Annotated in this window: 26 protein-coding genes; 11 read left to right on the top strand and 15 right to left on the bottom strand. The window is 70.1% G+C overall.

Translation table 11 applies throughout. From position 1 onward, the window contains the following. Nucleotides 1–109 precede the first annotated feature (109 nt). The 4 genes from E5671_RS33510 to miaA form a co-directional block, all read right to left on the bottom strand. Nucleotides 110–2,269: a RelA/SpoT family protein gene (locus E5671_RS33510; RefSeq protein WP_160507601.1), complete on the bottom strand. Its 2,160-nt coding sequence runs from the start codon at nucleotides 2,267–2,269 to the stop codon at nucleotides 110–112. A 142-nt stretch (nucleotides 2,270–2,411) separates the two neighbouring features. Continuing rightward, nucleotides 2,412–3,290, bottom strand: coding sequence for a diaminopimelate epimerase (gene dapF / locus E5671_RS33505; RefSeq protein ID WP_160507600.1), 879 nt, complete (start codon nucleotides 3,288–3,290; stop codon nucleotides 2,412–2,414). Between the two features lie 75 nt (nucleotides 3,291–3,365). Then, nucleotides 3,366–3,827: a hypothetical protein gene (locus E5671_RS33500; protein WP_160507599.1), complete on the bottom strand. Its 462-nt coding sequence runs from the start codon at nucleotides 3,825–3,827 to the stop codon at nucleotides 3,366–3,368. A 101-nt stretch (nucleotides 3,828–3,928) separates the two neighbouring features. Further along, nucleotides 3,929–4,867 (bottom strand): tRNA (adenosine(37)-N6)-dimethylallyltransferase MiaA, encoded by a 939-nt coding sequence (miaA, locus tag E5671_RS33495; RefSeq protein WP_160507598.1) that lies wholly within the window; start codon nucleotides 4,865–4,867, stop codon nucleotides 3,929–3,931. A 182-nt stretch (nucleotides 4,868–5,049) separates the two neighbouring features. On the opposite strand from miaA, the gene E5671_RS33490 reads away from it, so the two are divergent. Both E5671_RS33490 and E5671_RS33485 read left to right on the top strand, forming a co-directional pair. Then, on the top strand, nucleotides 5,050–5,436 hold the full coding sequence (locus tag E5671_RS33490; RefSeq protein ID WP_160507597.1) for a hypothetical protein: 387 nt from the start codon (nucleotides 5,050–5,052) through the stop codon (nucleotides 5,434–5,436). Nucleotides 5,437–5,461: 25 nt separating this feature from the next. Then, nucleotides 5,462–5,815 carry an antitoxin gene (locus tag E5671_RS33485; protein ID WP_160507596.1) on the top strand — a complete coding sequence of 118 codons (354 nt, stop codon included), beginning with the start codon at nucleotides 5,462–5,464 and terminating at the stop codon, nucleotides 5,813–5,815. 155 nt (nucleotides 5,816–5,970) lie between these two features. On the opposite strand, the gene E5671_RS33480 is transcribed toward E5671_RS33485, so the two are convergent. From E5671_RS33480 to miaB, 3 genes are read right to left on the bottom strand one after another with little or no spacing between them, the layout of a single operon-like run. Beyond that, nucleotides 5,971–6,726: a class III extradiol dioxygenase subunit B-like domain-containing protein gene (locus E5671_RS33480; protein WP_160507595.1), complete on the bottom strand. Its 756-nt coding sequence runs from the start codon at nucleotides 6,724–6,726 to the stop codon at nucleotides 5,971–5,973. A gap of 36 nt (nucleotides 6,727–6,762) precedes the next feature. Continuing rightward, a complete protein-coding gene (locus E5671_RS33475) occupies nucleotides 6,763–7,047 on the bottom strand; it encodes a hypothetical protein (RefSeq protein ID WP_160507594.1) in 285 nt (94 codons plus the stop codon). Between the two features lie 50 nt (nucleotides 7,048–7,097). Then, complete coding sequence (gene miaB, locus E5671_RS33470; protein WP_202121363.1) at nucleotides 7,098–8,618, bottom strand: tRNA (N6-isopentenyl adenosine(37)-C2)-methylthiotransferase MiaB; 1,521 nt, start codon at nucleotides 8,616–8,618, stop codon at nucleotides 7,098–7,100. An 86-nt stretch (nucleotides 8,619–8,704) separates the two neighbouring features. Between miaB and E5671_RS33465 the strand changes: the two genes are divergently transcribed. Next, nucleotides 8,705–9,700 (top strand): TAXI family TRAP transporter solute-binding subunit, encoded by a 996-nt coding sequence (locus tag E5671_RS33465; protein WP_160507593.1) that lies wholly within the window; start codon nucleotides 8,705–8,707, stop codon nucleotides 9,698–9,700. A gap of 35 nt (nucleotides 9,701–9,735) precedes the next feature. Here E5671_RS33465 and E5671_RS33460 read toward each other — a convergent pair whose 3' ends face one another. Together E5671_RS33460 and E5671_RS33455 are read right to left on the bottom strand one after the other, a co-directional pair. Beyond that, nucleotides 9,736–11,151, bottom strand: a complete 1,416-nt coding sequence (locus E5671_RS33460) for an ATP-binding protein (protein WP_160507592.1) — start codon at nucleotides 11,149–11,151, stop codon at nucleotides 9,736–9,738. Between the two features lie 16 nt (nucleotides 11,152–11,167). Continuing rightward, nucleotides 11,168–11,857, bottom strand: coding sequence for a response regulator transcription factor (locus E5671_RS33455; RefSeq protein WP_160507591.1), 690 nt, complete (start codon nucleotides 11,855–11,857; stop codon nucleotides 11,168–11,170). A gap of 288 nt (nucleotides 11,858–12,145) precedes the next feature. On the opposite strand from E5671_RS33455, the gene E5671_RS33450 reads away from it, so the two are divergent. The 8 genes from E5671_RS33450 (at nucleotide 12,146) to E5671_RS33420 (ending at nucleotide 18,590) form a co-directional block, all read left to right on the top strand. Beyond that, a complete protein-coding gene (locus E5671_RS33450; protein WP_160507590.1) occupies nucleotides 12,146–12,925 on the top strand; it encodes an amino acid ABC transporter ATP-binding protein in 780 nt (259 codons plus the stop codon). A gap of 60 nt (nucleotides 12,926–12,985) precedes the next feature. Further along, complete coding sequence (locus tag E5671_RS33445; RefSeq protein ID WP_160507589.1) at nucleotides 12,986–13,825, top strand: glutamate ABC transporter substrate-binding protein; 840 nt, start codon at nucleotides 12,986–12,988, stop codon at nucleotides 13,823–13,825. 75 nt (nucleotides 13,826–13,900) lie between these two features. After that, nucleotides 13,901–14,566: an ABC transporter permease subunit gene (locus E5671_RS33440; protein ID WP_160507588.1), complete on the top strand. Its 666-nt coding sequence runs from the start codon at nucleotides 13,901–13,903 to the stop codon at nucleotides 14,564–14,566. Beyond that, nucleotides 14,563–15,465: an amino acid ABC transporter permease gene (locus E5671_RS33435; RefSeq protein ID WP_160507587.1), complete on the top strand. Its 903-nt coding sequence runs from the start codon at nucleotides 14,563–14,565 to the stop codon at nucleotides 15,463–15,465. The genes E5671_RS33440 and E5671_RS33435 overlap by 4 nt, the downstream gene beginning before the upstream one ends. 302 nt (nucleotides 15,466–15,767) lie before the next feature. Continuing rightward, nucleotides 15,768–17,411 carry an FAD-dependent monooxygenase gene (locus tag E5671_RS33430; RefSeq protein WP_160507586.1) on the top strand — a complete coding sequence of 548 codons (1,644 nt, stop codon included), beginning with the start codon at nucleotides 15,768–15,770 and terminating at the stop codon, nucleotides 17,409–17,411. Nucleotides 17,412–17,454: 43 nt separating this feature from the next. Beyond that, nucleotides 17,455–17,541, top strand: coding sequence for a putative leader peptide (locus tag E5671_RS47820; RefSeq protein ID WP_311605579.1), 87 nt, complete (start codon nucleotides 17,455–17,457; stop codon nucleotides 17,539–17,541). A 72-nt stretch (nucleotides 17,542–17,613) separates the two neighbouring features. Continuing rightward, entirely contained in the window at nucleotides 17,614–18,150 is a 537-nt protein-coding gene (locus E5671_RS33425) for a cysteine dioxygenase (RefSeq protein WP_160507585.1), read from the top strand. Beyond that, nucleotides 18,147–18,590: a rhodanese-like domain-containing protein gene (locus E5671_RS33420; protein ID WP_443032730.1), complete on the top strand. Its 444-nt coding sequence runs from the start codon at nucleotides 18,147–18,149 to the stop codon at nucleotides 18,588–18,590. The genes E5671_RS33425 and E5671_RS33420 overlap by 4 nt, the downstream gene beginning before the upstream one ends. 6 nt (nucleotides 18,591–18,596) lie before the next feature. Here the strand turns inward: E5671_RS33420 and E5671_RS33415 are convergent, their stop codons facing one another. The 6 genes from E5671_RS33415 to E5671_RS33390 form a co-directional block, all read right to left on the bottom strand. After that, entirely contained in the window at nucleotides 18,597–21,140 is a 2,544-nt protein-coding gene (locus E5671_RS33415) for an FtsX-like permease family protein (protein ID WP_160507584.1), read from the bottom strand. Beyond that, nucleotides 21,137–21,859: an ArsR/SmtB family transcription factor gene (locus E5671_RS33410; protein ID WP_160507583.1), complete on the bottom strand. Its 723-nt coding sequence runs from the start codon at nucleotides 21,857–21,859 to the stop codon at nucleotides 21,137–21,139. The genes E5671_RS33415 and E5671_RS33410 overlap by 4 nt, the downstream gene beginning before the upstream one ends. A 251-nt stretch (nucleotides 21,860–22,110) precedes the next feature. Next, nucleotides 22,111–22,860, bottom strand: a complete 750-nt coding sequence (recX, locus tag E5671_RS33405) for a recombination regulator RecX (protein ID WP_160507582.1) — start codon at nucleotides 22,858–22,860, stop codon at nucleotides 22,111–22,113. Between the two features lie 3 nt (nucleotides 22,861–22,863). Further along, the gene (gene recA, locus E5671_RS33400; RefSeq protein ID WP_160507581.1) at nucleotides 22,864–23,991 is read right to left on the bottom strand and encodes a recombinase RecA; all 1,128 of its coding nucleotides are present in this window, start codon (nucleotides 23,989–23,991) and stop codon (nucleotides 22,864–22,866) included. A 260-nt stretch (nucleotides 23,992–24,251) separates the two neighbouring features. Continuing rightward, on the bottom strand, nucleotides 24,252–25,550 hold the full coding sequence (locus E5671_RS33395) for an AI-2E family transporter (protein ID WP_160507580.1): 1,299 nt from the start codon (nucleotides 25,548–25,550) through the stop codon (nucleotides 24,252–24,254). Between the two features lie 144 nt (nucleotides 25,551–25,694). Then, nucleotides 25,695–25,889 (bottom strand): DUF3046 domain-containing protein, encoded by a 195-nt coding sequence (locus tag E5671_RS33390; RefSeq protein ID WP_160507579.1) that lies wholly within the window; start codon nucleotides 25,887–25,889, stop codon nucleotides 25,695–25,697. Nucleotides 25,890–25,924 lie beyond the last annotated feature (35 nt).

The raw sequence follows: 25,924 nt of genomic DNA, 5'->3' as shown, positions 1-25,924 counted from the left end.
ACTACCGCTATCAGCGCGCGCCTTCCGCACCGGTGTCGGCGCGCGCCATGCCACTCGAACGAGTCGCAGGCAGGGGGCCGAGGCGACGCTGACGCCCGATAACCGTCAACTACGAAGTCGCCGCCGCCGGGTGCTGGGCACGGCTGACGTCGTACACCCCGGGCACCGCACGCATCGCACGCATCAGCCCCGGCAGGTGGGCCGCGTCCGGCAGTTGCAGCGTGTACGTGTGGCGCACGCGCTGCTGGCTCGGCGGCTCGACGGTCGCCGACATGACCTCGACGCCCTCCAGGGCGATGGCTTCCGTGAGGTCGGCCAGCAGATGCGCCCGCCCGAACGACTCGGCGATCAGCGTGACCCGGCACTCCGCGCTGTCTCCCCAGCGCACTCCTACCTCCGCACGCCCCACCTCCTTCATGCGCGCGACGGCGGGACACTCGACGCGGTGCACGGTGACGACCCCGCCGCGCACGGCGAAGGCGGTCACCTCGTCGGGCGGCACGGGCGTACAGCAGCCGGCGAGTCGTACGCTCGCGCCTTCCCTGTCCACCACGGCGTTCGCCGCGGCGGGGCGCGGGAAGTCGGAGGCCTGCGGCAGGGGCGCGGGGGCCGTCTTCTCCGGGGGCGACGCCGGGGGTGCCGAGGCGGGCGTGGGGTGGGTCGTGAGCCAGCGCCGGATGGCGATCCGAGCGCCGGGCGTGCGCGCGTGGTCGAGCCACTCGCGCGATGGCCCGGACGCCGCGTCCTGTCCCATGAGCAGCTGGACCGTGTCGCCGTCCCGCAGGACCGTGCTCAGCGTGGCCAGGCGGCCGTTGACACGTGCGCCGATGCAGGCGTGGGCGTCCTCGCCGTACTGGGCGTAGGCGGCGTCCACGCAGCTCGCACCGGCGGGCAGGCCGAGCGTGCCGCCGTCGGGGCGGAAGACGGCGATCTCGCGGTCCTGGGCGAGGTCTTCGCGGAGCGTGGACCAGAACGTGTCGGGGTCGGGCGCCGCCTCCTGCCAGTCGAGCAGGCGGGAGAGCCAGCCGGGCCGGGTCGGGTCGGCGCGCTCACCCTCCACGGCGTCGTCCGAAGAGGCGTCGGGACCGGCATCGGACTGCTCCTCCGAAGGAGGAGCGTACGGATTGCGCAACGCGACGACGCCGGCCTCGGCCACCTTGTGCATCTGGTACGTGCGGATGAGGACTTCGGCGACCTCCCCGTCCGGGCGGGCCACCGCCGTGTGCAGCGACTGGTAGAGGTTGAACTTCGGTACGGCGATGAAGTCCTTGAACTCCGAGACCACCGGCGTGAAGCACGTGTGCAGCTCTCCGAGGACGCCGTAACAGTCCGCGTCCTCGTTCACCAGGACCAGGAGCCGTCCGAAGTCGGCCGCGCGCATCTCGCCGCGTTTGCGGTGCACCCGGTGGACCGAGACGTAGTGCCGTGGCCTGATGAGGACTTCGGCCGCGATGCCCGCCTCGCGCAGCACCGCCCGGACGTCGTCCGCCGTCCCCTCCAGCGGGTCGCCGCCGCCCACGGCGTTGGCCGCGATCAGCTCTTGGACCCGGGCGTACTCCTCCGGGTGGAGGATCGCGAATACGAGGTCCTCCAGCTCGGTCTTGAGCGCCTGCACGCCGAGGCGTTCGGCGAGCGGAATGAGCACGTCACGTGTCACCTTGGCGATCCGTGCCTGTTTCTCGGGGCGCATGACGCCGAGCGTGCGCATGTTGTGCAGGCGGTCGGCCAGCTTGATCGACATGACGCGTACGTCGTTGCCGGTGGCCACGAGCATCTTGCGGAAGGTCTCGGGCTCGGCGGCGGCTCCGTAGTCGACCTTCTCCAGCTTCGTGACGCCGTCGACCAGATAGCAGACGTCGTCGCCGAATTCCGTACGCACCTGATCGAGCGTCACATCCGTGTCCTCGACGGTGTCGTGGAGCAGGGAGGCGGTCAAGGTCGTGATCTCGGCGCCCAGTTGGGCGAGGATCAGGGTCACCGCGAGCGGGTGTGTGATGTACGGCTCACCGCTCTTGCGCATCTGGCCGCGGTGGGATGACTCCGCCAGGACCCACGCACGCCGCAGCGGCTCCAGGTCCGCGTCCGGGTAGTGGGCGCGATGGGCTTCCGCCACATGGCCGATGGCGTCCGGCAACCGGTCCCGGGTGCCGGACCCCAACAGGGCTGCCCGGCCGAGCCTGCGCAGGTCAAGCCGTGGGCGGCCGCGCCTGCGCTGCGCTGCGGGCGTCACGGGGCCTGACATCGCAGGGTTTGTAGCCTCCGCACTCATGGGCACCTCCGGCTGCTCCGACCGGCGGTGGGCGGACGACGGCGTGCTCCGTCCGGGCCGGTGCTTGATGCTACCGAGCCCATCACGCGCCGCTGACCGCCTCTCGCCGAGCGTGAAACGGATCACCCATTCGAGCGACAGTTCACGGGTTTACAGTTTCGAGCCATTCCGCGTCGATCTCGCCTTCGGCGACGATCACCGCGGGGCCCGTCATTTCGATCTCGCCGTCGGGCCGCTCGGTGATCACCAGGCTCCCACCAGGCAGATCGACGGTGTACGTGACCGGCGAACCGGTCGTGGCGGGGTCCGCCCCGTCCCTGCGGGCCGCCGCGACGGCCACGGCGCACGCGCCCGTGCCGCACGAGCGAGTCTCGCCGGCGCCGCGCTCGTGCACCCGCATGGCGACGTGACGAGGGCCACGGTCGACGACGAACTCGACGTTCACACCGTCCGGGTAGGCCGAAGCGGGACTGAATGGCGGCGCGTCGTACAGGTTGCCCGCGTGGGCCAGGTCGTCGATGAAGGCGACCGCGTGCGGGTTGCCCATGTTCACGTTGCGCGCGGGCCAGTGGTGGTCCGCCACGGAGACCTCGACGTCACCTTCGGGGAAGGACGCCTTGCCCATGCCGACGGTGACGTCCCCGCCGGCCGCGGCCTTGGCGATGTGCACGGTCTTCACGCCGCCACGGGTCGCGACGGCCAGATCGCCCTCGCCCACCAGTCCGGCGCGCTGCAGATAGCGGGCGAAGACGCGCACGCCGTTGCCGCACATCTCGGCGATCGAACCGTCGCCGTTGCGGTAGTCCATGAACCACTCGGCCTCGGCGGCCAGATGGCGTACCTCGGGGTGAGCCGTCGTACGCACGACGTGCAGCAGGCCGTCGCCCCCGATGCCCGCACGGCGGTCGCACAGGGCGGCGACAGCGGCCGGGGACAGCTCGATGGCGTTCTCGGGGTCAGGGATGATCACGAAGTCGTTCTCGGTCCCGTGCCCCTTGAGGAAGGCGATCCGCGTGCTCATTCCTCGATCGTACGGGGTGCCGCGGACAGTCAGTCGTCAAGGTGCCCGCCAGGGCTCTGACCTCGTACAACGCCGTCAGCGAAGGCGCGCGACCCGCCACACGGCGAGGACGGCGACGGCGAGGAACACCAGGGCGTACGCGGAGACGATCCGCCAGTCCGGGCGGGCTCCGGAACCGCGCTCCGGCAGTCCCGGCCAGGTGTGCCCCACGCGGCGCGCGGCCATCATGCCCCAGCCCGCGGCGCAGCTGCTGATCAGGAGTCCGAGCATGGCGACGACGGCGCCGCCGTCCCCGAACTCGAAGGCCAGCGGGAAGGCGAACATCAGCGATCCGGCGGCGGCGAGGATGACGATCGGCGCGAGCTGCCAGATGCGCAGACGGCGCTGCGGGCGCAGTTCGACCTCGACCTCCGCCGCGGCCATCGCGTCCGCGACGGGACCGTCGTCGGTCACGCCGTCCGGCGGCCCGTCAGGGCCGTCCGGGGTCAGCTCGCCGCCGTCATGCGCGGTGTCACGAGGGCCGGCCTCCATCGCCATCCGCCCTCCTACTTCGGACTCCACTGGTCGATCGATGGTCGATGATGGCACGGCGTCAGGGGCCGGGATGACCGCCGGAGCGTCCCGATGCCATCACGTGATCAGGCTGTGACCGCTCGTTCGACCAACGCCATTGCACGTCCTGGGAGTTCCCCTCGATCGGTCATGGCGCCACTGAGCCAGTGCACCCGGGGATCGCGGCGGAACCACGAGTCCTGACGGCGCGCGAAACGCTTGGTCGCGCGCACGGTCTCCGCGCGCGCCTCGTCGTCGGTGCACTCCCCCGCGAGCGCCGCGAGCACCTGCTGGTACCCGAGCGCACGTGAAGCCGTACGCCCCTCACGGAGCCCCACGGCCTCCAGGGCGCGCACCTCGTCGACGAGACCGGCGTCCCACATGCGGTCCACGCGCGTGGCGATGCGTTCGTCGAGCTCGGGGCGGCCGACATCGACGCCGATCTGGACAGTGTCGTAGACGGAGTCGTGGCCGGGGAGGTTGGCGGTGAAGGGCTTTCCGGTGATCTCGATGACCTCAAGGGCGCGGACGATGCGGCGGCCGTTGCTGGGCAGGATGGCCTGGCCCGCTCCGGGGTCGGCGGCGGCGAGGCGGGCATGGAGCGCGCCGGAGCCGTGGAGCGCGAGTTCTTCCTCAAGGCGGGCCCGCACTTCCGGGTCGGTACCGGGGAACTCCAGGTGGTCGACGGCTCCCCTGACGTAGAGCCCGGAGCCACCGACCAGGATCGGCCAGCGTCCGTCGGCGAGGAGGCGGTCGATTTCGGCTCGCGCCAGCTTCTGGTACTCGGCGACGCTCGCCGCCTCCGTGACGTCCCAGATGTCGAGGAGGTGGTGCGGCACTCCCTCACGCTCTTCGAGCGTCAGCTTGGCGGTCCCGATGTCCATCCCTCTGTAGAGCTGCATGGAGTCGGCGTTGACGACTTCGCCGCCGAGACGCTGGGCGAGAAAAACGCCCAGATCGGACTTTCCTGCCGCGGTCGGCCCGACGACGGCGATGACCCGCGGTGCGGGAGCTGCTCTACTCACCGCCCCAGTCTCGCAAATCCCGCGACCACTTCCCGAACGAGCTACGTGACGCCACACCTCCGGGGTCGTTGCCTGTTGCGAGGTTCCGGCCGCCGGTTTCGAGGATCGGCGACCCGGGTGGCGCAACAGGGCGCACCGGGCGGCGCGGGATTTCGCCCACACGAGTACCGTATGGAGTAGATATGGGCGTTTTTGCACGGTTCCGCAGGAAGTCCAAGGACACGGAAGAGGCGTCAACAGCCGAGGCGGCAGCCAGCACCCTGACGGCCGAGGCGGAAGCGGCCGGGGAGTCCCCCGAGGCCGACTCCAGCAAGGAAGAGGCCAAGGCCGAAGCCGCCACCGACGAGCCCAAGGCTGAGACCGGGGCCCAGGCTGAGACCGAGACGAAGGCCGAAGGGAAGGCCGAGGCTGAAGCCGACGCCGAGGCCAAGACGGAGACCGAGACCGAGACCGAGGACAAGTCGGAAGACACCGAAGCGGCTGCCGCGGAGAACGTGGACATCCCGAAGCAGCAGTCCGCGGAGAAGGCCCCCGACAACGACGAAGCCGACGAAGGCGCCCGCAAGTGACTCTCCCAGCGAGGGAAGGCAACCGATGGGCTTCCTGCAGAACCTGAAAGACAAGCTCGCCCCGGCGAAGGACAAGGTCGCGGGCCTCGCGCAGCAGCACGGGGACAAGATCGACCAAGGTCTCGACAAGGCCGCGAAGGTGGTCGACGAGAAGACCAAGGGCAAGTACAGCGACAAGATCCAGACGGGGACGGGCAAGGCGAAGGATGCCGTGGACCGCCTCGCCGGGACGCCCGACGAGGGCAAGGACACGGGTGGCGGCACCACCCCGCCCACAGGCGGCACCACTCCGCCCGGGGGTGGCACCACTCCGCCCACGGGTGGCACGACCCCACCCGCGGGTGGCACGACCCCGCCCACGCCCCCTCCGGCACCCTGAATCACCCCGCGTCACCGGTCGAACGACCCCGGCGGACGGCCGCGGAGCGCCACCAGCTCCGCGGCCGTCGCCGTGCGTCGGCAGCGCGCGTGGACGCCTCCGTCAGGCCGCTCAGGCCGCTCAGGCCACGCGAGCCGCACAAGAGGCCTAAGCCGCTACGACCAGGCGGCCACCAAATACCCGACGCCGTACGGAGCGTCCTCGTAGAGCAGCTCGCCGCTCAGGCCCCCTCCCTCGGCCGCGCCCGCGAGCACCTGCCACGGTGCCCGGCCCGCCGCCTTCAGTTCGTACGCCAGATCCTCGTCCAGCGCCTTGAGCCCCTCGACGTCCGCCGCCCCCAGCGCACGGGCGACCTCCGCGTCGAACCCTGCCGCCCGCTCGTCGAGATAGCCGGGCGCCTTCAGCGTGCGGCACGCGCTGGCGTCGCCCATCACCAGCAGGGCCACCCGGTCGGCCCGCGCCGCGATCTCCCCTCCGACTTGAATACACCGCTCGGCCGCGAGAGGTTCCCCCACCCCGAGACCTTCCAGCGGGGCCGCAGACCATTCCGTACGGTCGAGCAGCCAGGCGGCGACGGCGAGCGACGGCGGAAGTTCGCCCTCCGCCGCATCCGCGAGGGACCCGCCCGCACCGCCCGTACCGACCGAACCGTCGGCGTCGGAACGTCCCAGTCGCACGTCCAGGTCCACGCCGAACCCGCGGAAAGTCCCGCGGGCGCCCTGCGGATGCGGGCCGCGTCTGCTCTGCTCGGCGGGGCCGACCACGACGAGCCGGTCGGGCCGTGAGGCGGCGAGCACCCCGATGGCGTCCGTGCACGCGGCGCGCGCGGCGTCCAGTTCGGGCGCAGCGCCCGCGGCGACCTCGGGGACGAGCAGGGGCGGGCAGGGGCAGACGGCTGCGGCGACAAGCATGATCCGCAGCGTAACGGGCGCGAGCTGGAGCGCGCGCTAGTAGGAGATCGGGCCCGAGTCCCACTCCAGCTCGGAGATCGAGAAGCGGTACGGGAACGAGCCCCCGGACGAACCGTCGCCGATCACCATCCAGCCGTCGGCCGTGCGGTAGCGGCGCATCCGTACGGGATAGCGCGGGTGCTTCGGGCGGTACAGGCGGACGAACTCCGCGAACCGCTCCACCGCTTCCTCATGCGTGCCGTCCACCGTGGCCATCAGCTCGAACAGATGCCATGCCCCCGGCCCCGGCGGGTTCTCCATCATCAGCGCCCAGCGCGCCATCAGCCCGTCCCCCGTTGTCCGACTGCCCGCCCGTTGTCCGCTCGCCCCGGTCAGTCGAGCGCGCACCCGCCTGTGGTGGCCACCGGCAGCGGCTCCGGGGCGCCCACCTGCGGCAGTCCGAGCATCACGCCCGCGGGCTTGGCGGCCGCCTCGGTGTTGCGCTTCTCCCAGGCGTCACCCGCGCGCGTGGGGCGCACGTTCAGGACGGGGCCCTCGGCGAGCAGGTGGTGCGGCGCCGCGTACGTGATCTCCACCGTCACGACGTCACCGGGGCGGACCTCAGCGTCCGGCTTGGTGAAGTGGACCAGGCGGTTGTCGGGGGCGCGTCCCGAGAGGCGGTGGGTGGCGCCGTCCTTGCGGCCCTCGCCCTCGGCCACCATCAGGTCGAGGGTCCTGCCGACCTGCTTCTTGTTCTCGTCCCAGGCGATCTCCTCCTGGAGGGCGGACAGGCGCATGTAGCGGGCCTGCACGACCTCCTTGGGGATCTGCCCCTCCATGGTGGCCGCGGGCGTGCCGGGGCGCTTGGAGTACTGGAAGGTGAAGGCGTTGGCGAAGCGGGCCTCGCGGACCACGTGCATCGTCTGCTCGAAGTCCTCCTCGGTCTCCCCGGGGAAGCCGACGATGATGTCGGTGGTGATCGCGGCCTCGGGCATGGCGGCGCGGACCTTCTCGATGATGCCGAGGAAGCGGTCCTGGCGGTACGAGCGGCGCATCGCCTTCAGGATCGGGTCCGAGCCCGACTGGAGCGGCATGTGCAGCTGCGGCATGACGTTCGGGGTCTCGGCCATGGCGGCGATCACGTCGTCCGTGAAGTCGCGCGGGTGCGGGGACGTGAAGCGCACGCGCTCCAGGCCCTCGATCTTCCCGCAGGCCCGCAGGAGCTTGCTGAAGGCCTCGCGGTCGCCGATGTCCGAGCCGTACGCGTTCACGTTCTGGCCGAGCAGGGTGATCTCGGAGACGCCCTCGGCGACGAGCGCCTCGATCTCGGCGAGGATGTCGCCGGTCCTGCGGTCCTTCTCCTTGCCGCGCAGAGCGGGCACGATGCAGAACGTGCAGGTGTTGTTGCAGCCCACGGAGATGGACACCCATGCCGCGTACGCGCTCTCGCGGCGTGTGGGCAGCGTCGAGGGGAACGCCTCGAGGGACTCGGCGATCTCGACCTGGGCCTCTTCCTGGACGCGGGCCCGCTCCAGGAGCACCGGCAGCTTGCCGATGTTGTGGGTGCCGAAGACGACGTCGACCCAGGGGGCCTTCTTGACGATGGTGTCGCGGTCCTTCTGGGCCAGGCAGCCGCCGACGGCGATCTGCATGCCGGGCCGCTTGGTCTTCATCGGCGCCAGGCGGCCGAGGTTCCCGTACAGACGGTTGTCGGCGTTCTCCCTGACGGCGCACGTGTTGAAGACGACCACGTCGGCGTCGCCGTCCGAGCCCTCGGGCGCGCGTTCGTATCCGGCGCCCTCGAGGAGACCGGAGAGACGCTCCGAATCGTGGACGTTCATCTGGCACCCGTAAGTGCGTACCTCGTACGTTCCTTTAACGCCCACTGCCTGTCCCCGGTCGCCGCTGCTCATGTGACAAGGGTAGGCGGTCGCGGGAGTGTCCCCGCCGGGAGCTCGGGCCTGGCCATTACAGCGAGTGGCCTGGCAGGATCGCGCGCATGCTCCAGGCACTCCCCCACATCAGCAGGCGCCGCGCACTCCAGGGTGCGGCGGCCGCCCTCGTGGTCTTCGGGCTCCTGATGTGGTGGCTCGTTCCGGCGGGCGACGACTCCCCGGGTGGCCGGATGACGTTCAGCACGGGCGTGAAGAACGCCGTGTACGAGCGGTACGGCAAGCTCCTGCGGACCGCGGTCTCCCATGACATGCCCAAGGTGGACGTCGAGCTGCTCAACAGCGAGGGGTCGCAGCAGAACGTCGAGCGGGTGGCCACGGGGAAGGCCGATTTCACCATCGCGGCCGCCGACGCCGTCGAGAAGTACCGCCTGGAGGGGCGTGCGGGCGCGGACCGGCTGCGGGGCTGTGCGCGGCTGTACGACGACTACGTCCAGCTCGTCGTCCGGCGCTCGTCGGACATCGGCAAGCCACAGGACCTGCGGGGCAAGAAGGTGGCCGTGGGACAGCCGCGCTCGGGCGTGCGGCTGATAGCGGAACGAGTACTCAAGGCCGCCGACCTCGATCCCGGCAAAGACCTCACGCCGGTGGACGCCGGTATCGACAAGGCCCCCGATCTTCTTAAGAAGGGCGACATCGACGCCTTCTTCTGGTCGGGCGGACTGCCGACGCTCACCGTGACCGAGCTCTCCAAGGAGTTCGACATTCGCCTCGTCCCGCTCGGCACCCTGGTGGAGGCGCTGCACGAGCAGGGCGGGGCCTCCCGCTACTACCGGGCAGCGGTGATGCCCGCCGACGCCTATCCCGCCACCCAGCAGAGCGACGCCGTACCGACCCTGGCCGTGGCGAACCTCCTGGTCACCACGGACCGGGCGGATCCGAAACTGACCGAGGGCCTGACCCGCACGGTGATCGACAGCCGCGACCACATCGGAAGCGTGGTGCACGCGGCCCAGCTGGTGGACCTGCGGACGGCGCTCTACACGGACCCGCTCGACCTGCACGAGGGCGCGCGCCGCTACTACCAGTCGGTCAAGCCGTAGCCACAGCCCTGGCCGTCAAGCCGTAGCCCTGGCCGTCAGGCCGTGTTCCCGGGATCGTCGCGCGGGACGCCGACGGTCACCCGCAGTCCGTGCGGCTCGTGCTGCTCGTACGCGATGGAACCGCCGCCCGCGGTGAGCAGGGCGCGCGAGATGGACAGACCGAGGCCCGATCCCTTCACGTTCTGATGGCGGTTGCTGCGCCAGAAGCGGTCGCCGATGCGGGCGAGTTCGTCCTCCGTGAGGCCGGGGCCGCCGTCCGTGATCACTATGGTCGTCAGTTCACCGCTCCAGGAGACCTCCACCCGCACCTCCTCGCCCTCGGGCGTGAACTTGAGGGCGTTGTCGATCACCGCGTCCAGGGCGCTGGACAGGGCGACCGGGTCGGCCCACCCGGTGGTCGCCGGGCAGACGCCCGTCAGGCGCACCCCGTGCTCCTCGGCGAGCGGGCGCCAGGCGCCGACGCGTTCGGCCGCGAGCTCACCGATGTCGGTGAGCCGCAGATCGGCCGCGGCGTGCTCGGCCAGCGCGAGGCCCAGGAGGTCGTCGAGCACCTGGGCGAGGCGTTTGCCCTCGGTGCGCACGGAGGCGATCTCTTCGTTCCCCTCGGGCAGTTCGAGGGCGAGCAGCTCGATGCGGAGCAGCAGGGCGGAGAGAGGGTTGCGCAGTTGGTGCGAGGCGTCGGCGACGAAGGCCCGCTGCTGCTCAAGTACGTCCTCTACGTTGTCGGCCATCTCGTTGAACGACCGGGCCAGACGCCTCAGCTCCGGCGGCCCGCCCGCGGCCGCGACCCGCGACTTGAGGCGTCCGGTCGCGATGTCGTGCGTGGTCGCGTCCAGGACACGTACCGGGCGCAGCACCCAGCCGGTGAGGCGCAGCGCGGCGCCGACGGCGAGGAGCATCGCCGCCGACTCGCCGGCGCCGATGAGCAGCCACCCCTGCAGTGTCTTCGAACGCATGCGTCCCGTGGGCGAGTCGGTGACGACGACGGCGACGACGTCTCCGTCCCTGATCACCGGCGACGCGACGACGAGCCGGCCGCGCTGCCAGGGCCACACCTGACGCGGATCGTGGCTCCCACGCGACCTGAGGGCCTCTTCGAAGGCCTCCCGCACCTCGACGCCCCTGGGAGGCAGGAACCAGTCTCCGGGGGCGTGAGCCATGGGCTCACGGTCCCGGAAGAAGACGCCCGCCTTGATCCCGTAGACCTCGTGGTAGTAGTCGAGTTCGGTCTGGAGGGTTTCGCGCCGTTCGTCCTTGTCGCGCAGGCGCGAACCCGTAGGACGTTTCGTGACGAACTGCGCGAGCGCCGCGAACCGCGCCGTGTCGTCGATCCGGTCGATGACCACCTTCTGCTGCTGCGCCGCCGCCACGCTCACGGCGAGCGGGAAGCCGAGCGCGAGCAGCACACCCGCCATGAGGACGATGAGCAGCGGGAGGAGGCGAGAGCGCACCTGACCTCGCTACTCGCTACGCGGCCGGGGCGACGAGCCGGTAGCCCACGCCTCGTACCGTCTCGATCAGGGCCGGCATGTGCAACTTGGAGCGCAGGGAAGCGACATGCACCTCAAGAGTGCGTCCCGTTCCCTCCCAGCTGGTGCGCCACACCTCGCTGATGATCTGCTCCCGGCGGAACACCACGCCGGGCCGCTGCGCGAGGAGCGCGAGCAGGTCGAACTCCTTGCGGGTCAGTTGGACTGTCGAACCGTCCACACTGACCTGCCGGGTGGGCAGTTCGATGCGTACGGAACCAAGGCGCAGTTCGCTGTCCGCGGGGCCCGCGGCGGCGCCGGACGGGGGCCGCCTGATGACCGCGTGGATGCGGGCGATCAGCTCCCCGGTGTCGTACGGCTTCACTACGTAGTCATCGGCCCCGAGGTTCAGGCCATGGATCCGGGAGCGCACGTCGGCGCGCGCCGTCACCATGATCACCGGGATCGACCCGCGCTTGCGGATCTTTCCGCACACTTCGTAGCCGTCCTGATCGGGCAGTCCCAGATCCAGGAGCACGACTCCGAAGGGTGCCGTTTCGCCGGGCAGCAGGGCCTGCAGCGCTTCCTCGCCGCTGCGGGCGTGCACGACGTCGAAGCCGTGCCTGGCCAGGACCGCGGACAGGGCGGCGGCCACGTGATCGTCGTCCTCGACGAGGAGCAGTCTCATACGGGCCCCCTCCGGTTCATCGGTCGTTCCGTTCGCGCTCGCCGATGGCCGGTATGCGCGCGTGCACAGGCACCAAGGCATCCACGCCGATGGATAAGGACCGCGTCAAGAGGGTTCGGGTCACGGGCACGTTCCGTTATGGAGCCGGTACGCGCACCGGCGTCCCCGTTCACACGGTGTGTCCGGTTGCGGCCGGATCGTTATGCTCAATTTCCCCTCAGATGTAATGACGCTGGTCGCACCGGGTTACTACTGTCCTCCCAACCGAGGAGGATGGAGCAACAAGCCGTGACCGAAGTATCGGTGACCAAGGACGCCATACCGCCCGGGGCGGACGACCTGGTCGTGCTGAAGAACGTCAACAAGCACTTCGGCGCTCTGCACGTCCTCCAGGACATCGACCTGACCATCACCCGCGGTGAGGTCGTCGTCGTGATCGGCCCCTCCGGGTCGGGCAAGTCGACACTGTGCCGCGCCATCAACCGCCTGGAGACGGTCGAGTCGGGAGACATCTCGATCGACGGCAAGCCGCTGCCCCAGGAGGGCAAGGAGCTCGCCCGTCTCCGTGCGGACGTGGGCATGGTCTTCCAGTCCTTCAACCTTTTCGCGCACAAGACCGTGCTCGAGAACGTGATGCTGGGCCAGATCAAGGTGCGCAAGACGTCCAAGGCGGAAGCAGAGACGAAGGCACGCGGTCTCCTGGACCGCGTGGGTGTCGCCTCGCAGGCCGACAAGTACCCCGCGCAGCTCTCCGGCGGCCAGCAGCAACGCGTGGCGATCGCCCGCGCGTTGGCCATGGACCCCAAGGTGATGCTCTTCGACGAGCCCACGTCGGCGCTCGACCCGGAGATGATCAACGAGGTCCTGGAGGTCATGCAGCAGCTCGCACGTGACGGCATGACCATGGTCGTGGTCACCCACGAGATGGGCTTCGCACGCTCAGCGGCCAACCGCGTCGTCTTCATGGCGGACGGCCGGATCGTCGAAGAGGCCGTCCCGGACCAGTTCTTCAGCAACCCGCGCAGCGACCGGGCCAAGGACTTCCTGTCGAAGATCCTTCACCACTGACGCATGACGCCTACTTACCTGCGTCTCAACTCTCTTCTGCCGACACAAAGGATGTTCACCATGAAGGCTCGCAAGGTCACCGCGGCTGCCGCTGCCGTGCTCGCGCTCTCCGTCACCGCCACCGCCTGCGGTTCGGACGACAAGGACGACAAGGGTTCCGGTGGTGGCAAGAAGATCACCATCGGCATCAAGTTCGACCAGCCGGGTGTCGGCCAGAAGACGCCGGACGGCGAGTACAAGGGCTTCGACGTCGACGTCGCGACGTACGTCGCCAAGGAGCTCGGCTACAAGGCCGACGACATCGAGTGGAAAGAAGCCAAGAGCGCCGAGCGCGAGAACATGATCTCGCGTGGAGACGTCGACTTCATCGCGGCGTCCTACTCGATCAATGACGAGCGCGCGGAGAAGGTCGACTTCGCCGGCCCCTACCTGCTCGCCCACCAGGACATCCTGGTCCGCGCCGACGACAAGTCCATCAAGTCGCCGAAGGACCTGAACAACAAGAAGCTCTGCTCCGTGACCGGCTCGACGTCGGCGCAGAACGTCAAGAAGGACCTGGCTCCGAAGGCTCAGCTGCAGGAATACGGCGGCTACTCCGAGTGCCTGACCGGCGTGGAGAACAAGGCCATTGACGCCCTGACGACGGACGACTCCATCCTCGCGGGCTACGCCGCGCAGAAGGAGTTCCAGGGCAAGTTCAAGCTCGCCGGTTTCAAGATGACCAACGAGAACTACGGCATCGGCCTCAAGAAGGGCGACGCCGACCTCAAGAAGAAGATCAACGACGCGCTGACCAAGATGGTCAAGGACGGTGCGTGGGACAAGGCCGTCAAGGACAACTTCGGTCCGGCCAACTACAAGAATGAGCCCGCCCCGAAGATCGGCGACATCGTCAAGTGAAGCAGGGCTTGATTGGCGCGCCGTCCATCCGGGCGGCGCGCCTCGCCCTCCCCACACGCGGAAGCGCGGGAGATCGTGTTCGACTTTCTTGAAGACTACGACTTGTTGGCGGCCTTCTGGGTGACGGTGAAACTCGCCGCGCTCTCCGCCGTCGGCTCCCTTATATGGGGAACCATGCTGGCCGGTATGCGGGTCAGCCCGGTGCCACTCATGCGAGGTTTCGGCACCGCGTACGTGAACGTGGTGCGGAACACCCCCCTGACCGTGATCATCGTCTTCACGTCACTGGGCCTGTTCCAGACCCTTAGCATCAACATGGGTTCGAATGAATTCGAGACCACCAATTTCCGGCTCGCCGTACTCGGCTTCATTCTGTACACGTCCGCATTCGTCTGTGAGGCGCTGCGGTCCGGCATCAACACCGTGCCCGTCGGCCAGGCCGAGGCGGCACGCGCTCTGGGCCTGAGTTTCACTCAGGTATTGACCCTGATCATTCTTCCGCAGGCGTTCCGCTCGGTCGTGGCACCGCTGGCCAACGTATTGATCGCGCTGACCAAGAACACGACGGTCGCCGCGGCGATCGGTGTCGCCGAGGCCGCACTCCTCATGAAGGAGATGATCGAGAACGAGGCCCAACTGCTCCTGATCGCGTCCATCTTCGCATTCGGATTCATGTGCCTCACCCTTCCCACCGGTCTGATCCTCGGCTGGGTGAGCAAGAAGGTGGCGGTGAAGCGATGACTTCCGTTCTGTACGACGCTCCGGGGCCCCGCGCCAAGCGGCGGAACATCCTGTACTCGATAGTGTTCCTGGCCGCCCTGGCTGCCGTGGTCTATTGGGTGTACGCCAAGCTGGACGAGAAGAACCAGCTCGACTGGGTGAAGTGGAAGCCCTTCTTCACTGATGCCCGGGCATGGGAGACGTACATTTGGCCGGGGCTCGAGAACACCCTCATGGCCGCGGCGTTCGCCATGCTGATCGCTCTCCCGCTGGGTGCGTTCTTCGGTATCTCCCGGCTCTCCGATCACCTGGCGATTCGCCTACCGGCCGGCGGCGTCGTGGAGTTCTTCCGCGCGATCCCGGTGCTGATTCTGATGCTCTTCGCCGACGCGGCGTACTCCGAGTTCACGGATATCAGCTCGGAAGACCGCCCGCTCTACGCCGTCGTCACCGGCCTGGTGCTCTACAACGCGTCGGTTCTCGCGGAGATCGTGCGGGCGGGCATTCTGTCCCTGCCCAAGGGGCAGTCCGAAGCCGCCATGGCCATCGGCATGCGCAAGGGACAGGTCATGCGGTCCGTGCTGCTCCCGCAGTCGGTCACCGCCATGCTGCCCGCGATCGTCAGCCAGCTGGTGGTCATCGTGAAGGACACCGCGCTCGGCGGCGCGCTGCTCACCTTCTCGGAGCTGCTGGCATCGGTCCGGCCGATGAGTGCCGCGTACGGCGCGAACACCATCGCCAGCTTCACCATCGTCGCCCTCATCTACATCGCCATCAACTTCGCGCTGACGACGTTCGCTTCCTGGCTCGAAGGCCGGCTGCGGCGCGGCAAGAAGTCGACGGGGGCGGTGGTTCCCGCGGCGGCGGTCAACGGAACCGCGGCCACCGGAGGCGGAGGCAACCCATTGGGCGGGGTTTGATCAGCCCGGACGCTGATGCGATGCAAGAACCCCGAACCGACTGGGCAGTGCGGTGATCGACCGCACTGCAAGCGGTACTGGTGGGGCTGCTGTCCTGAGTGGGACGGCAGCCCCCCACCGCGTTCCGGGCATCTTCCCGCTCAGCGCGCCCTCACCCTCACGCCACAACAGCCCTATGGCAACTTGACGCAGGCAGCAGCGGTGGGTTGCATACGTTCTGTGATCGTGCACCGGGCTCCAACTGCCAGTTCCTGTACGTACGTCCAGCGCTCCCGGGCCCTTGCGGCGGGAGGCCACGCACCGTGGACCCGGTGATCGTCGTCGGCGCGGGTCCCGTGGGGCTCACGCTCGCCCTGGCTCTCGCGCGGCACTCCGTACCCACCGTCGTACTCGACGAAGGGCCCGGCAAGGACGAGCAGCGGCCCGCGCGGACCGTCATCCTGCGGGATGACACCGCGGCCCTCATGGAGCGGCTCGCCGGTCACTCGTTCGGTGACCAGGAGTCGGGTGCGCGGTGGCTCGGCTGGCGGTCTCTGCGGCGCAAGCAGCTGATGCGGGAGCTCACGTTCAGTGATGAGGTGCCCTCCCCCCTTCATGTGCCCCAGCACGTGCTGACCGGGGCCCTGCGTGCCGCCATCGCCGACGAGCGGCTCGTCAAGGTCGCCGTCGAGAGCAAGCTCGATTCCCTGGAGCAGGACGCCGGCGGACTGACCGCCCACACGCGCGGGCCCAAGGACACCTGGTGGCGCGGCAGTTATCTGGCGGGCTGCGACGGGCCGCGCTCGACGGTGCGCAAACTCCTCGACGTCCGCTTCCCGGGGCGTACGGCCGTCGAGCGACACGCCGTGGCCGCTCTGCGCACGGAACTTCCGGGGCCCGGCGAGGCGTTGTTGCATCGTGCGCCTCCGTGGCGCCACGGAGGCGCAGAGGTGACGGGCCGTCCGCTCGCCGGCGGGGTGTGGCGGCTCGACTGGCTGCTGCCGCCACGCGGCGAGCTCGTGACGCCCGACGCCCTCGTGGTGCGCATCCGCGAGACCCTCGCGGGCTGGTGCGGCGGCTCCACGCCGCCGTACGAACTGCTCGACACGGGCGTGCACACCGTCCACCACCGCCTGGCCCGCCGGTGGCGGGTCGGCCGTGCCTTCCTCGCGGGCGACGCCGCCCATCTGCTCGGCGCGCTCGGTACGCAAGGGCTCGACGAAGGGCTGCGGGACGCGGACAACCTCGCCTGGAAGCTGGCGATTGCCTGGCACCACGGCGCGCACGACGCCCTGCTCGACAGCTATCAGGCCGAGCGGCGGGCCAGTGTCGCCGCACGCCTGCGCGCCGCCGACCAGTCGCTGCCGATACTGCGGGGCGGCAAAGGCCTGCGCTCCTATGTGCCGGGGTCTGCGCGCGGGCACGACACGCTCCTCACCGACGGCCATGTGGGGCGCGGGCCCCTCGGAGCCCCCGGATCGTACGCGGACTCGCCGCTGGCGCCCCCGCTGTCCGAGTCCGAGGTGGCCGTGGGCACGGAGCCGGGCGCGCCCGTGTCCGACGTACCGGTGACGGCGCCCGACGGGTCCTTCGTGCGGCTGCGCGACCGGCTCGGCGTGGGACAGCTGCTCGTCGTCCTTGTCGCGCCCGGCACGGTGGTGTGGGAGCGGCGCCACTGGGTGACGGCCGGGATCATGCCCCGGCTCGCCGCCGCCGTCACGGCGCTGCCGCACCCGGCGGAACTCCTCGTAGCGGAGAGTTACCCAGGAGCCCCCGCGCACTCGGTGCTGCTCATCCGCCCGGACGGTCACTTGGTCACCGCCCTCGGCGGGGTGCGCCCCGCCGAGCTGTATACGGCGGCCGAGGCGGCTCTCGGCGGGGCGGCTCCGAAGCGGCGTACGGACAGCGCGAAGACTACGGAGAAGGCCGAGAGCACGGCCGTCGTGAGCCGGCCGACCACACAGTGAGAAGGAGTTGACCGGCACGCAGCGTCATGGTCTACTCCGAAACGTGACTGACACCGATGTGCGCCTGTGGCGGAGGGTCCATATGGACCTCGTCCGCTATGCGGGCTGCGTGTGTCGTCCGTCCTGCTGAATTCGCCCTCTTCTCTCTTGCGCGTCGCCCTCTTCGTGGCGCGCGCTTCCGCGAACTTCCAGGACGGTACCCGTGTCTGCCTCTGTCTTCACCGCGCCTGCCTCCACGGCGGTGTCCGATCCCACCGCCGCCGAACTCCTCGAGTTCGTACGCCGTAGCGCCGCCGACCCCGAGCTCATCGCCTCACTGCCGCTCGACCCCGAGGGCCGCACCTGGGTGCGCCTCGAAGGGCCCGGTGGCAGCGAGGCCTGGCTGATCGGCTGGCCGCCGGGCACCGGCACCGGCTGGCACGACCACGCGGAGTCGGTCGGTGCCTTCCTCACCGCTGCCGGCACCCTCAAGGAGAACTCGCTCGCCGCCCGGCTGCCCACCGACGGCTGGAAGACCCTGGAGCTGTCCGAAGGGGTGGACCGTGAGCGGGAGTTGACGGTCGGCAAGGGCAGGGCATTCGGCCAGAACCACGTGCATGAAGTTCTGAACGAGTCCACGAGCGAGCACGCCGTCTCCGTGCACGCCTACTATCCGCCGCTGCCGCGCATCCGCCGCTACAGCCGTACGGGCGCCGTCCTGCGCCTGGAGTCCGTGGAGCGCCCGGAGGACTGGCAGTGAGTGAACGCCCCGTCGGCATCGATGAGCTGCTCGAACGTGCCCGGCTCGACCTCGACCGTCTTACTCCGGAGCAGGCGCGTGACACCGCCACTGCGGGGGGACTTCTGGTCGACATCCGGTACGCCGCCCTGCGCGAGCGCGACGGTCTGATCCCCGGGGCCCTCGTCGTCGAGCGCAACGAGCTGGAGTGGCGCCTGGACCCGCAGGGCAGCCACCGCGCCGCGGAGGCCGTCGGCCACGACCTGCGGGTCGTCGTGATCTGCAACGAGGGCTACGCGTCGAGCCTCGCGGCCGTGTCCTTGCGGCAGTTGGGGCTGCGGCACGCGACCGACCTCATCGGCGGATTCCAGGCGTGGAAGGCCGCCGGACTCCCGGTCACCGCCGGGCTCCCGGTCACCGCCGGACTCCCTGCCACCGCCGCCTTCCCCGCCTCGGGCTGAGCACGCTCACTCCTTGGCCGTCGCCACCGTGACGGGACGCGGCTTGAGGGCGGCGCGGCCAGGGAGCGCGGTCGCGGTGAGGGCGAGAAGAGCCGCGACGGCCACCACGGAGACGTACACCAAGGGAGTGATCGACGGTGCGGCGCTGCCTGTCATGCCGACGCTGAAGGCGGTCAGGACAGCGAGCGCGATACCGCTGCCGAGGGCCGTGCCGATGAGCAGGACGGACAGCGCCTCGGTGCGCAGCATGCCCAGGACCTGGCGGCGGCTCGCGCCCGCGAGACGCAGCATCGCGAACTCACGGATGCGCTCGGAGACCGACATGGCGAGGGTGTTGACGACGGCGATCGCGGTGAAGGCCAGGATGAGGCCCATGGCCAGGTAGTTCACCTCGGCGTTCGCCTGCTGGCGCTCGGCCTGGACGTTGTCGACGGCAGCCGGGGAGAGAACCCGCACGCCCGGGAACTTCGCGACACCTGCCGCGAGTTGTTCCTGTGTACGGTCGCTCTTGATCAGGACCGTGGCGGCGAGCGGGTTGTCGACGTGGCGGGCGACCAGGTCGTGCGCCATGGTCAGATCCCCGAACCCGAGCCCGCGCGCGTACACGGCGCTGACCTTGAGCGTGGTCTTCGTGCCGTCGCCGAGCGTGAGCTTCAGGGTGCTGCCGGGCCTCAAGCCGAGCTGGTCGGCGGCCAGTTCGCTGACGGCGACGCTTGCCCTGCCGAAGCCCTTCAGGGATCCGGCGGTCACGTCCGGGTCCCAGGTGCGGGTGAGCCCGGCCGTACTGACGCCCTGCGCCGGGTACTTGTCGAGTCCGACGCGCACGGTGGTGCGGACGACCTCGGTGGCGGCCTCGACGCCCTCGGTCGTACGCAGCTTCCGCGCGGCCTCGGCCGGAACGCCAGGGCCCTGCGCCGCCAGAACCCAGTCGGCGCGGATGCCCTCGCGGGCCTGCGTGCGGGCAGCGTCGCCGAGGGTGGGCTGGACGAACAGGACGGTGCAGGTCATGCCGGTGAGGAGGGCGAGCGGGGTGACGGCTGCCGCCATCCGGGCCGCGTTGCCGCGGAGGTTGGCGTGCGCGAGGCGGCCACCGGGGCCGGAGAGCCGCAGCGGGACGCGGAGCACGGCAGCCGCCGCCCTGACCACGAGCGGGCCGAGGAGCGCGATTGCCGAGGAGAGGACGACCACGGTCAGAAACGTCACGGGAGTCGACGCGGGCTCGGTGCGCAGCACGCTGAGCAGGGCGACAAGGACGGCGCCTCCGGCGAGGAGGAAGAGACCCGCGACGATGCGGCTCCACGGCGGCCGGGTGCGCTCGACACGTGCTTCGGCCAGGGCCTCGGCCGGGCGGATACGGGCGATGCGGCGGGCCGAGAGGCGAGCTGCGGCCCAGGCGCCGAGCAGCGTCGCGGCCACAGCGGCGAAGAGCGGGAAGACGCTCACGGTCCGCTCAAGGGTGGCGGGGACGGCGCCCATGTCCACGAACCTGCCGTGCAGCCAGCCGCCGAGCGGGATTCCGGCGAGCGAACCGATGACGCCCGCGGCCGCTCCGACGACCAGGGCCTCACGGCTGAGGAGCCCCCGGATCTGCTTCGGGGTGGCGGCGATGGCGCGGAGCAGGGCGAGTTCACGGTGGCGCTGCTGCACGGAGAGGGCGAAGGTGCCGACGACCACGAGGACGGCGACGAGGAGAGAGGTGCCGCCCATCGCGCCGCCCATGCTGACCAGCTTGATGCGGGCGCCCGCCGCGTCGAGGAACTCCACGGGGCCACGGTCGTCGCCTGTGCTGACCTGTGCCTTCGTACCGGCGAGGGCGTCTGTGACCCGCTTCTTGAGCTCTCCCGTCCCGGTGCCCTCGGTCGGTACGACGCCGAGGGTGGTGATCTTGCCGGGGTGCGCGGCGAGCCGCTCCGCCTCTCCGGTGGAGAAGAAGAGGGACGTCTGGTGGGCGAGGGCGCCTTCGGAGGGGGCGGCTACCCCGGTGATGCGGTAGGAGCGCGGGGCCTGTGTCGACTGGACGGTGAGGCGGTCGCCGGTCTTGAGATGGGCGCGCCCGGCGAGGCCGCGGTCGATGACGAGGTCGCCGGGTGCGCGCGGGGCCTCGCCCTCGACGAGGCGGAAGGGGGTCAGCGCGGCCGACTCCCAGGCGTGGCCGTACGCGGGCTTGTCGGTGAGGTCTCCGGCCGCGGGGGTCAACGGCGCCGCGAGGAACGTGAGTTCGGGTATGACCTCGCCGACGCCAGGGACGCCCGTGAGCTTGTGCGCGATGTCGTCCGACAGCCAGGCCCGCTCGGCGATCGGCTTGGCCTTGTGCTTGACCTTGGTCTTGCCCTTCTTGTGCTTGACGGTGGTCTGGTGGACGTTCTGGTCGGCGGAGACGATCACGGGGGCGGCGGCGTAGCGCTCGGTCTTGATGGTGCCGCGCAGGCCGGTCTCCAGGAGGGTGCCGCAGGCCGTGATGAGCGCTGCCGCGCACATCAACGCCAGGAAGGCGCCGAGGAATCCGCCCTTGCGGTCGCGGACTGTCTGCAGTGCGTAGCGCAGCATCATGATGTCGCCTCGGGCTCGGAGGAGGGGGAGGGGAAGTGGGAGGGGAAGCGGGAGGGGGAGGGTGGAGGAGCGGGGGTGGGTGCGGGGAAGGCCAGGAGCCGGGTGAGTACGGTGCGGGCGTCGGCCGGGGTCTCGGCGTCGGGGCGCTTGTAGCGGTTGAGCAGGGCGATGTACTCCTCGAAGAACTCGCGGAGTTCGGGGAGCGTCAGCCGGATGGTGCCGCGGGAGTACGGAAACGCGTCGGCCCACTCACCGAGTTCGGCGCCGACGGCGTCGGTGTCGCCAGCGTCTCGCTGCAGCTGCTCGAAGAGCTCCAGGTCGGCGGCGTACGAGAGATGGTTCAACTCGTTCATGACGAGCCGCGTCTCGACGTTCTGCTTGCTGCGCGGCGGGAAGCGCCGGTCGCCGGGGATCGCGCGCCACCAGCGTTCGCGGGCGTGGCCCGTGCCCTCGGTCTCCTCTACGAAGCCGTACCGGGCGAGCTCGCGCAGGTGGTAGCTGGTGGCCCCGGTGTTGAGGCCGAGCGCCCTGGCGAGGGTCGCGGAGGTGGCCGGGCCGTGCACGGTGAGGTGCTGCAACATCTGCTGACGCCGGGGTTGTGCGAGCGCCTTGAGGACACGGAGGTCGCTCAGCTCCTCCGGAGCACCGTCGATGGAGTCCTCCCGGGCGCCATCGGTGGAGTCCTCGGGGGCGCCGGTCGTGCCGGGTTCCTTTGCCATGCGTACACAGTCGTCTGTGCACAGGTTCCTTTGCAGTGCGGTGGACCGGCGTCTTCAGTGGGGGGTTAACCCCACCTCGCGGACAGAGGAGGGGAGTTGGGGGGGGGAGCGGCCCGGCGGAACGAAACCCTGCGGCGCGAAGCACTCCCTTCGCGGTGAGGCCCCGAAGAACGCGAAAGGGCCGGGCCGCGGTTTTCACCGCACTGCCCGGCCCTGACCTGGGCCCCACCCCCGCGAGGGCCCTGGTCGGCTCAGTCCCCGTCGTACTCCAAGTCCCCCGCGTCCTCGCCCTCTTCCTCGATGGCCTGCCGAACGATCCGGAGCGCCAGGCCTTCCGAGTAGCCCTTGCGGGCGAGCATGCCCGCGAGGCGGCGCAGCCGCTTGTCGCGGTCGAGGCCCCGCGTGGCGCGGAGCTTGCGGGCGACGAGCTCGCGTGCCGTCGCCTCCTCCTGCTCCGAGTCGAGCTGTCCGACGGCCTCCTCGATCAGCGTGGCGTCCACGCCCTTCGTACGCAGCTCCTGCGCGAGCGCCCGTCGGGCCAGGCCCCGGCCGTGGTGCCGGGACTCCACCCACGCGCCCGCGAAGGCGCCGTCGTTGATCAGGCCGACCTCTTCGAAGCGGGTCAGCACTTCCTCCGCCACGTCCTCCGGGATGTCCCGCTTGCGCAGCGCGTCCGCCAGCTGTTTGCGCGTGCGCGGGGTCCCGGTGAGCAGCCGCAGACAGATCGCCCGCGCCCGCTCACCCGGATCCGCTGTCGGCGGCTCCCCCTTCTCGGCCCTCGACGAGGAAGGGGGGCCGCTGTCCTGTGAACCGCCGCCTCGGCCTTCGCCGAAGCCGCCACGCCGTCGGCGCCCCCTCCGGCCGCCGCCCCCGCGGAAGCCGGTGCCGTCGCCCTCCTGGCCGGTGCCACCCTGATCCGCACCGTCCGCGAGGCCTCGGCCCGCGGGGTCGGTGTGGTGCTCGGGAGTGATCTGGTCCGCCCAGTCCGTGCGCCGCGTCATGGATCAGCTCTTGGCCGCGGCGGCCTTGGGCTTGGTGGCCTTGGCCGCCGGGGCGGGCACCGTCTTGGCTGCGTCCTCAGCCGCCGCGCCCGCCGCTTCCTTACCCGGGTCGGCGGTCGGCTCCTCGGCCTGCGGCTTCACGCCGACGCCCAGCTTCTCCTTGATCTTCCTCTCGATCTCGTTGGCGAGATCGGGGTTGTCCTTCAGGAAGTTGCGGGCGTTCTCCTTGCCCTGGCCGAGCTGGTCGCCCTCGTACGTGTACCAGGCGCCTGCCTTGCGGACGAAGCCGTTCTCCACGCCCATGTCGATCAGGCCGCCCTCGCGGCTGATGCCCTGGCCGTAGAGGATGTCGAACTCGGCCTGCTTGAAGGGCGGCGCGACCTTGTTCTTGACGACCTTGACGCGGGTGCGGTTGCCGACCGCGTCCGTGCCGTCCTTCAGGGTCTCGATCCGGCGGATGTCGAGCCGCACCGAGGCGTAGAACTTCAGCGCGCGGCCACCGGTCGTGGTCTCCGGCGAGCCGAACATCACGCCGATCTTCTCGCGGAGCTGGTTGATGAAGATCGCGGTGGTCTTGGACTGGTTGAGCGCGCTGGTGATCTTCCGGAGCGCCTGGCTCATCAGGCGGGCCTGCAGACCCACGTGCGAGTCGCCCATCTCACCCTCGATCTCCGCGCGCGGCACCAGGGCCGCGACGGAGTCGATGACGATCAGGTCGAGCGCGCCGGAGCGGACCAGCATGTCGACGATCTCCAGAGCCTGCTCGCCGTTGTCCGGCTGGGACAGGATCAGGTTGTCGATGTCGACGCCCAGCTTCTTCGCGTACTCGGGGTCGAGTGCGTGCTCGGCGTCCACGAAGGCGACGGCGCCGCCCGCGCGCTGTGCGTTCGCCACGGCGTGCAGCGTCAGCGTCGTCTTACCGGAGGACTCCGGTCCGTACACCTCCACCACACGGCCGCGCGGGATGCCGCCGACGCCGAGCGCGACGTCGAGCGCGGTCGACCCGGTGGGGATGACCTCGATGGGGTCGTTCGGCCGCTCGCCCATGCGCATCACTGCGCCCTTGCCGAATTGCCGTTCAATCTGTGCGAGCGCGGCTTCGAGCGCCTTCTCGCGGTCGGTTCCTGCCATGGGTTCCACCCGATTTGCTTGTGTCGATCGCTTCACGTCAATGACGCTAGCGCCTGCCACTGACAATCCGCCCCGACGCCCGTCCGGCCTGTGGATAACTCGAGGCGATCGCCCCGCCGAAATCCGCCGGAGCCCCAGGGATCCCCCGCGAAAACCCCGGGAAAACGCCGCCAGGCCACCCATGAGAATGGATGTTCGATTTTGGTGTCAAGCGCACCACGCGGCTCCCACCGAGACTTCGGCGGAGGCCTGGAGGGTGCCTACCGGCGCTCGCCCGAGCCCGGCTCCGGACCCGAAGCCTCCTCCGCCGCGACCTCGGCCTCCGACGCCGCCCCCGGCCGGTTCGGCCCCCGCAGAGCACGCCTCACGCGCGTGAGGACGGACGCTCCGCCCTTGCGCCTGTGTCCGTGGACACGCGGGTCGTCCGTGACGTCGTACCGCTTCACGTACGCCCCCAGGAAGGCCTGCAGGGTCGCGATCGCCGGGATGGAGATCAGGGCGCCGACCGCTCCGAGGAGCGCCGTGCCCGCAATGACCGACCCGAAGGCGACCGCCGGGTGGATGTCCACGCTCTTGGCGGTGAGCTTGGGCTGCAGGACGTAGTTCTCGAACTGCTGGTAGACCACGACGAAGAGCAGCACCCACAGCGCGAACCAGGGATCGACCGTGAAGGCGATCAGCATCGGCAGCGCGCCCGCCAGATACGTGCCGATGGTGGGGATGAACTGCGAGACGAGCCCGACCCACACCGCGAGCACGGGCGCGTACGGCACGCTGAGGACCTGCAGCAGGATGTAGTGCGCGACTCCGGAGATCAGCGCCATCAGACCGCGCGAGTAGATGTAGCCGCCGGTCTTGTCGACCGCGATCTCCCAGGCGCGGAGCACTTCGGCCTGGCGGGCGGGCGGCAGCACCGAGCAGAGCGCACGCCGCAGCCGGGGGCCGTCGGCCGCGAAGTAGAACGAGAACAGCAGGACCGTCAGGAGCTGGAAGAGACCTCCGAGAACCTGCGCCGACACGTCCAGGACGCCGCTGGCGCTGTTCTGCACGTACTTCTGCAGCCAGTCCGAGTGGACCAGGCTGTCCTGGATCTCGACCCGGGAGAGCTCCGTGTGGAACGTCTGGTTGATCCAGCTGATGACATCGTCGAGGTACTCGGGGAAGTCCTCGACCATGTCCACGATCTGGCCCGCGAGCATCGACCCCATGAGCGTGATGAAACCGGCGCTCACGATCAGGACACCGAGGAAGACCAGGAAGGTGGCGAAGCCCCTGCGCAGCCCGCGCGCGGCCATCCAGCTCACCGCGGGCTCGACCGCGAGCGCCAGGAAGAACGCGATCAGGACGTTGATCAGCAGCCCGGTCAGCTGGTGGAAGGCCCAACTGCCCAGCTGGAAACAGGCGATGAGCGCGAGGGCGAGCACCATGGCGCGCGGCAGCCAGCGCGGCATGCTGGCGGCCCGCCCGGTCTCCGCCCCGCTCGGGGGCTGGGCCGGCGGCGTCGTGCCGAGCGGAGCTACGTCCTGAGTGACCTGCGCGGTCTCGTCTGTCGATGCCACGGGGCCAGTCTCGCCCACGCCACCGACATTCGGCCGCCGCCCCCACGTCTTCGCGCTCGACGGCGCTCGGCGCGGCGGCGGGGGGACGGCGAAGTGTCCGACTGTGTCCGGCTGCGCCGGAATACGTCGTGCCGCCTCCGGCGGTCAGCGCCTTTCGGCAGGTACGTCCATGGCAGCGCACACAGCGCGCCAGACGTCCTTGGCGTCCCAGCCCGCGTCCAGTGCCTGATGCACCGTGCGCCCGCCGAGCTCGGCCATCACGTGATCGCGAGCGAACGAGTCGGCGTACCCCTGTCCGAAGTGGTCCGCCATCCGCTCCCAGAAAACCGTCAACCGCATGCCCTCAGTATCGCTCCCTTGAGAGTGCAGCCGGA

Origin of the sequence: Streptomyces sp. BA2, from assembly GCF_009769735.1 — a bacterium.
Classification (GTDB): Bacteria; Actinomycetota; Actinomycetes; order Streptomycetales; family Streptomycetaceae; genus Streptomyces.
This window is presented reverse-complemented; position numbering and strand designations above follow the sequence as displayed.

Coding starts and splice junctions, on each gene's coding strand:
- E5671_RS33510 (WP_160507601.1), bottom strand. CDS start 2,269: ATGAGTGCGGAGGCTACAAACCCTGCGATGTCAGGCCCCGTGACGCCC.
- dapF (WP_160507600.1), bottom strand. CDS start 3,290: ATGAGCACGCGGATCGCCTTCCTCAAGGGGCACGGGACCGAGAACGAC.
- E5671_RS33500 (WP_160507599.1), bottom strand. CDS start 3,827: ATGGCGATGGAGGCCGGCCCTCGTGACACCGCGCATGACGGCGGCGAG.
- E5671_RS33490 (WP_160507597.1), top strand. CDS start 5,050: ATGGGCGTTTTTGCACGGTTCCGCAGGAAGTCCAAGGACACGGAAGAG.
- E5671_RS33485 (WP_160507596.1), top strand. CDS start 5,462: ATGGGCTTCCTGCAGAACCTGAAAGACAAGCTCGCCCCGGCGAAGGAC.
- E5671_RS33480 (WP_160507595.1), bottom strand. CDS start 6,726: ATGCTTGTCGCCGCAGCCGTCTGCCCCTGCCCGCCCCTGCTCGTCCCC.
- E5671_RS33475 (WP_160507594.1), bottom strand. CDS start 7,047: ATGGCGCGCTGGGCGCTGATGATGGAGAACCCGCCGGGGCCGGGGGCA.
- miaB (WP_202121363.1), bottom strand. CDS start 8,618: ATGAGCAGCGGCGACCGGGGACAGGCAGTGGGCGTTAAAGGAACGTAC.
- E5671_RS33465 (WP_160507593.1), top strand. CDS start 8,705: ATGCTCCAGGCACTCCCCCACATCAGCAGGCGCCGCGCACTCCAGGGT.
- E5671_RS33455 (WP_160507591.1), bottom strand. CDS start 11,857: ATGAGACTGCTCCTCGTCGAGGACGACGATCACGTGGCCGCCGCCCTG.
- E5671_RS33445 (WP_160507589.1), top strand. CDS start 12,986: ATGAAGGCTCGCAAGGTCACCGCGGCTGCCGCTGCCGTGCTCGCGCTC.
- E5671_RS33435 (WP_160507587.1), top strand. CDS start 14,563: ATGACTTCCGTTCTGTACGACGCTCCGGGGCCCCGCGCCAAGCGGCGG.
- E5671_RS33415 (WP_160507584.1), bottom strand. CDS start 21,140: ATGATGCTGCGCTACGCACTGCAGACAGTCCGCGACCGCAAGGGCGGA.
- E5671_RS33410 (WP_160507583.1), bottom strand. CDS start 21,859: ATGGCAAAGGAACCCGGCACGACCGGCGCCCCCGAGGACTCCACCGAT.
- recX (WP_160507582.1), bottom strand. CDS start 22,860: ATGACGCGGCGCACGGACTGGGCGGACCAGATCACTCCCGAGCACCAC.
- recA (WP_160507581.1), bottom strand. CDS start 23,991: ATGGCAGGAACCGACCGCGAGAAGGCGCTCGAAGCCGCGCTCGCACAG.
- E5671_RS33390 (WP_160507579.1), bottom strand. CDS start 25,889: ATGCGGTTGACGGTTTTCTGGGAGCGGATGGCGGACCACTTCGGACAG.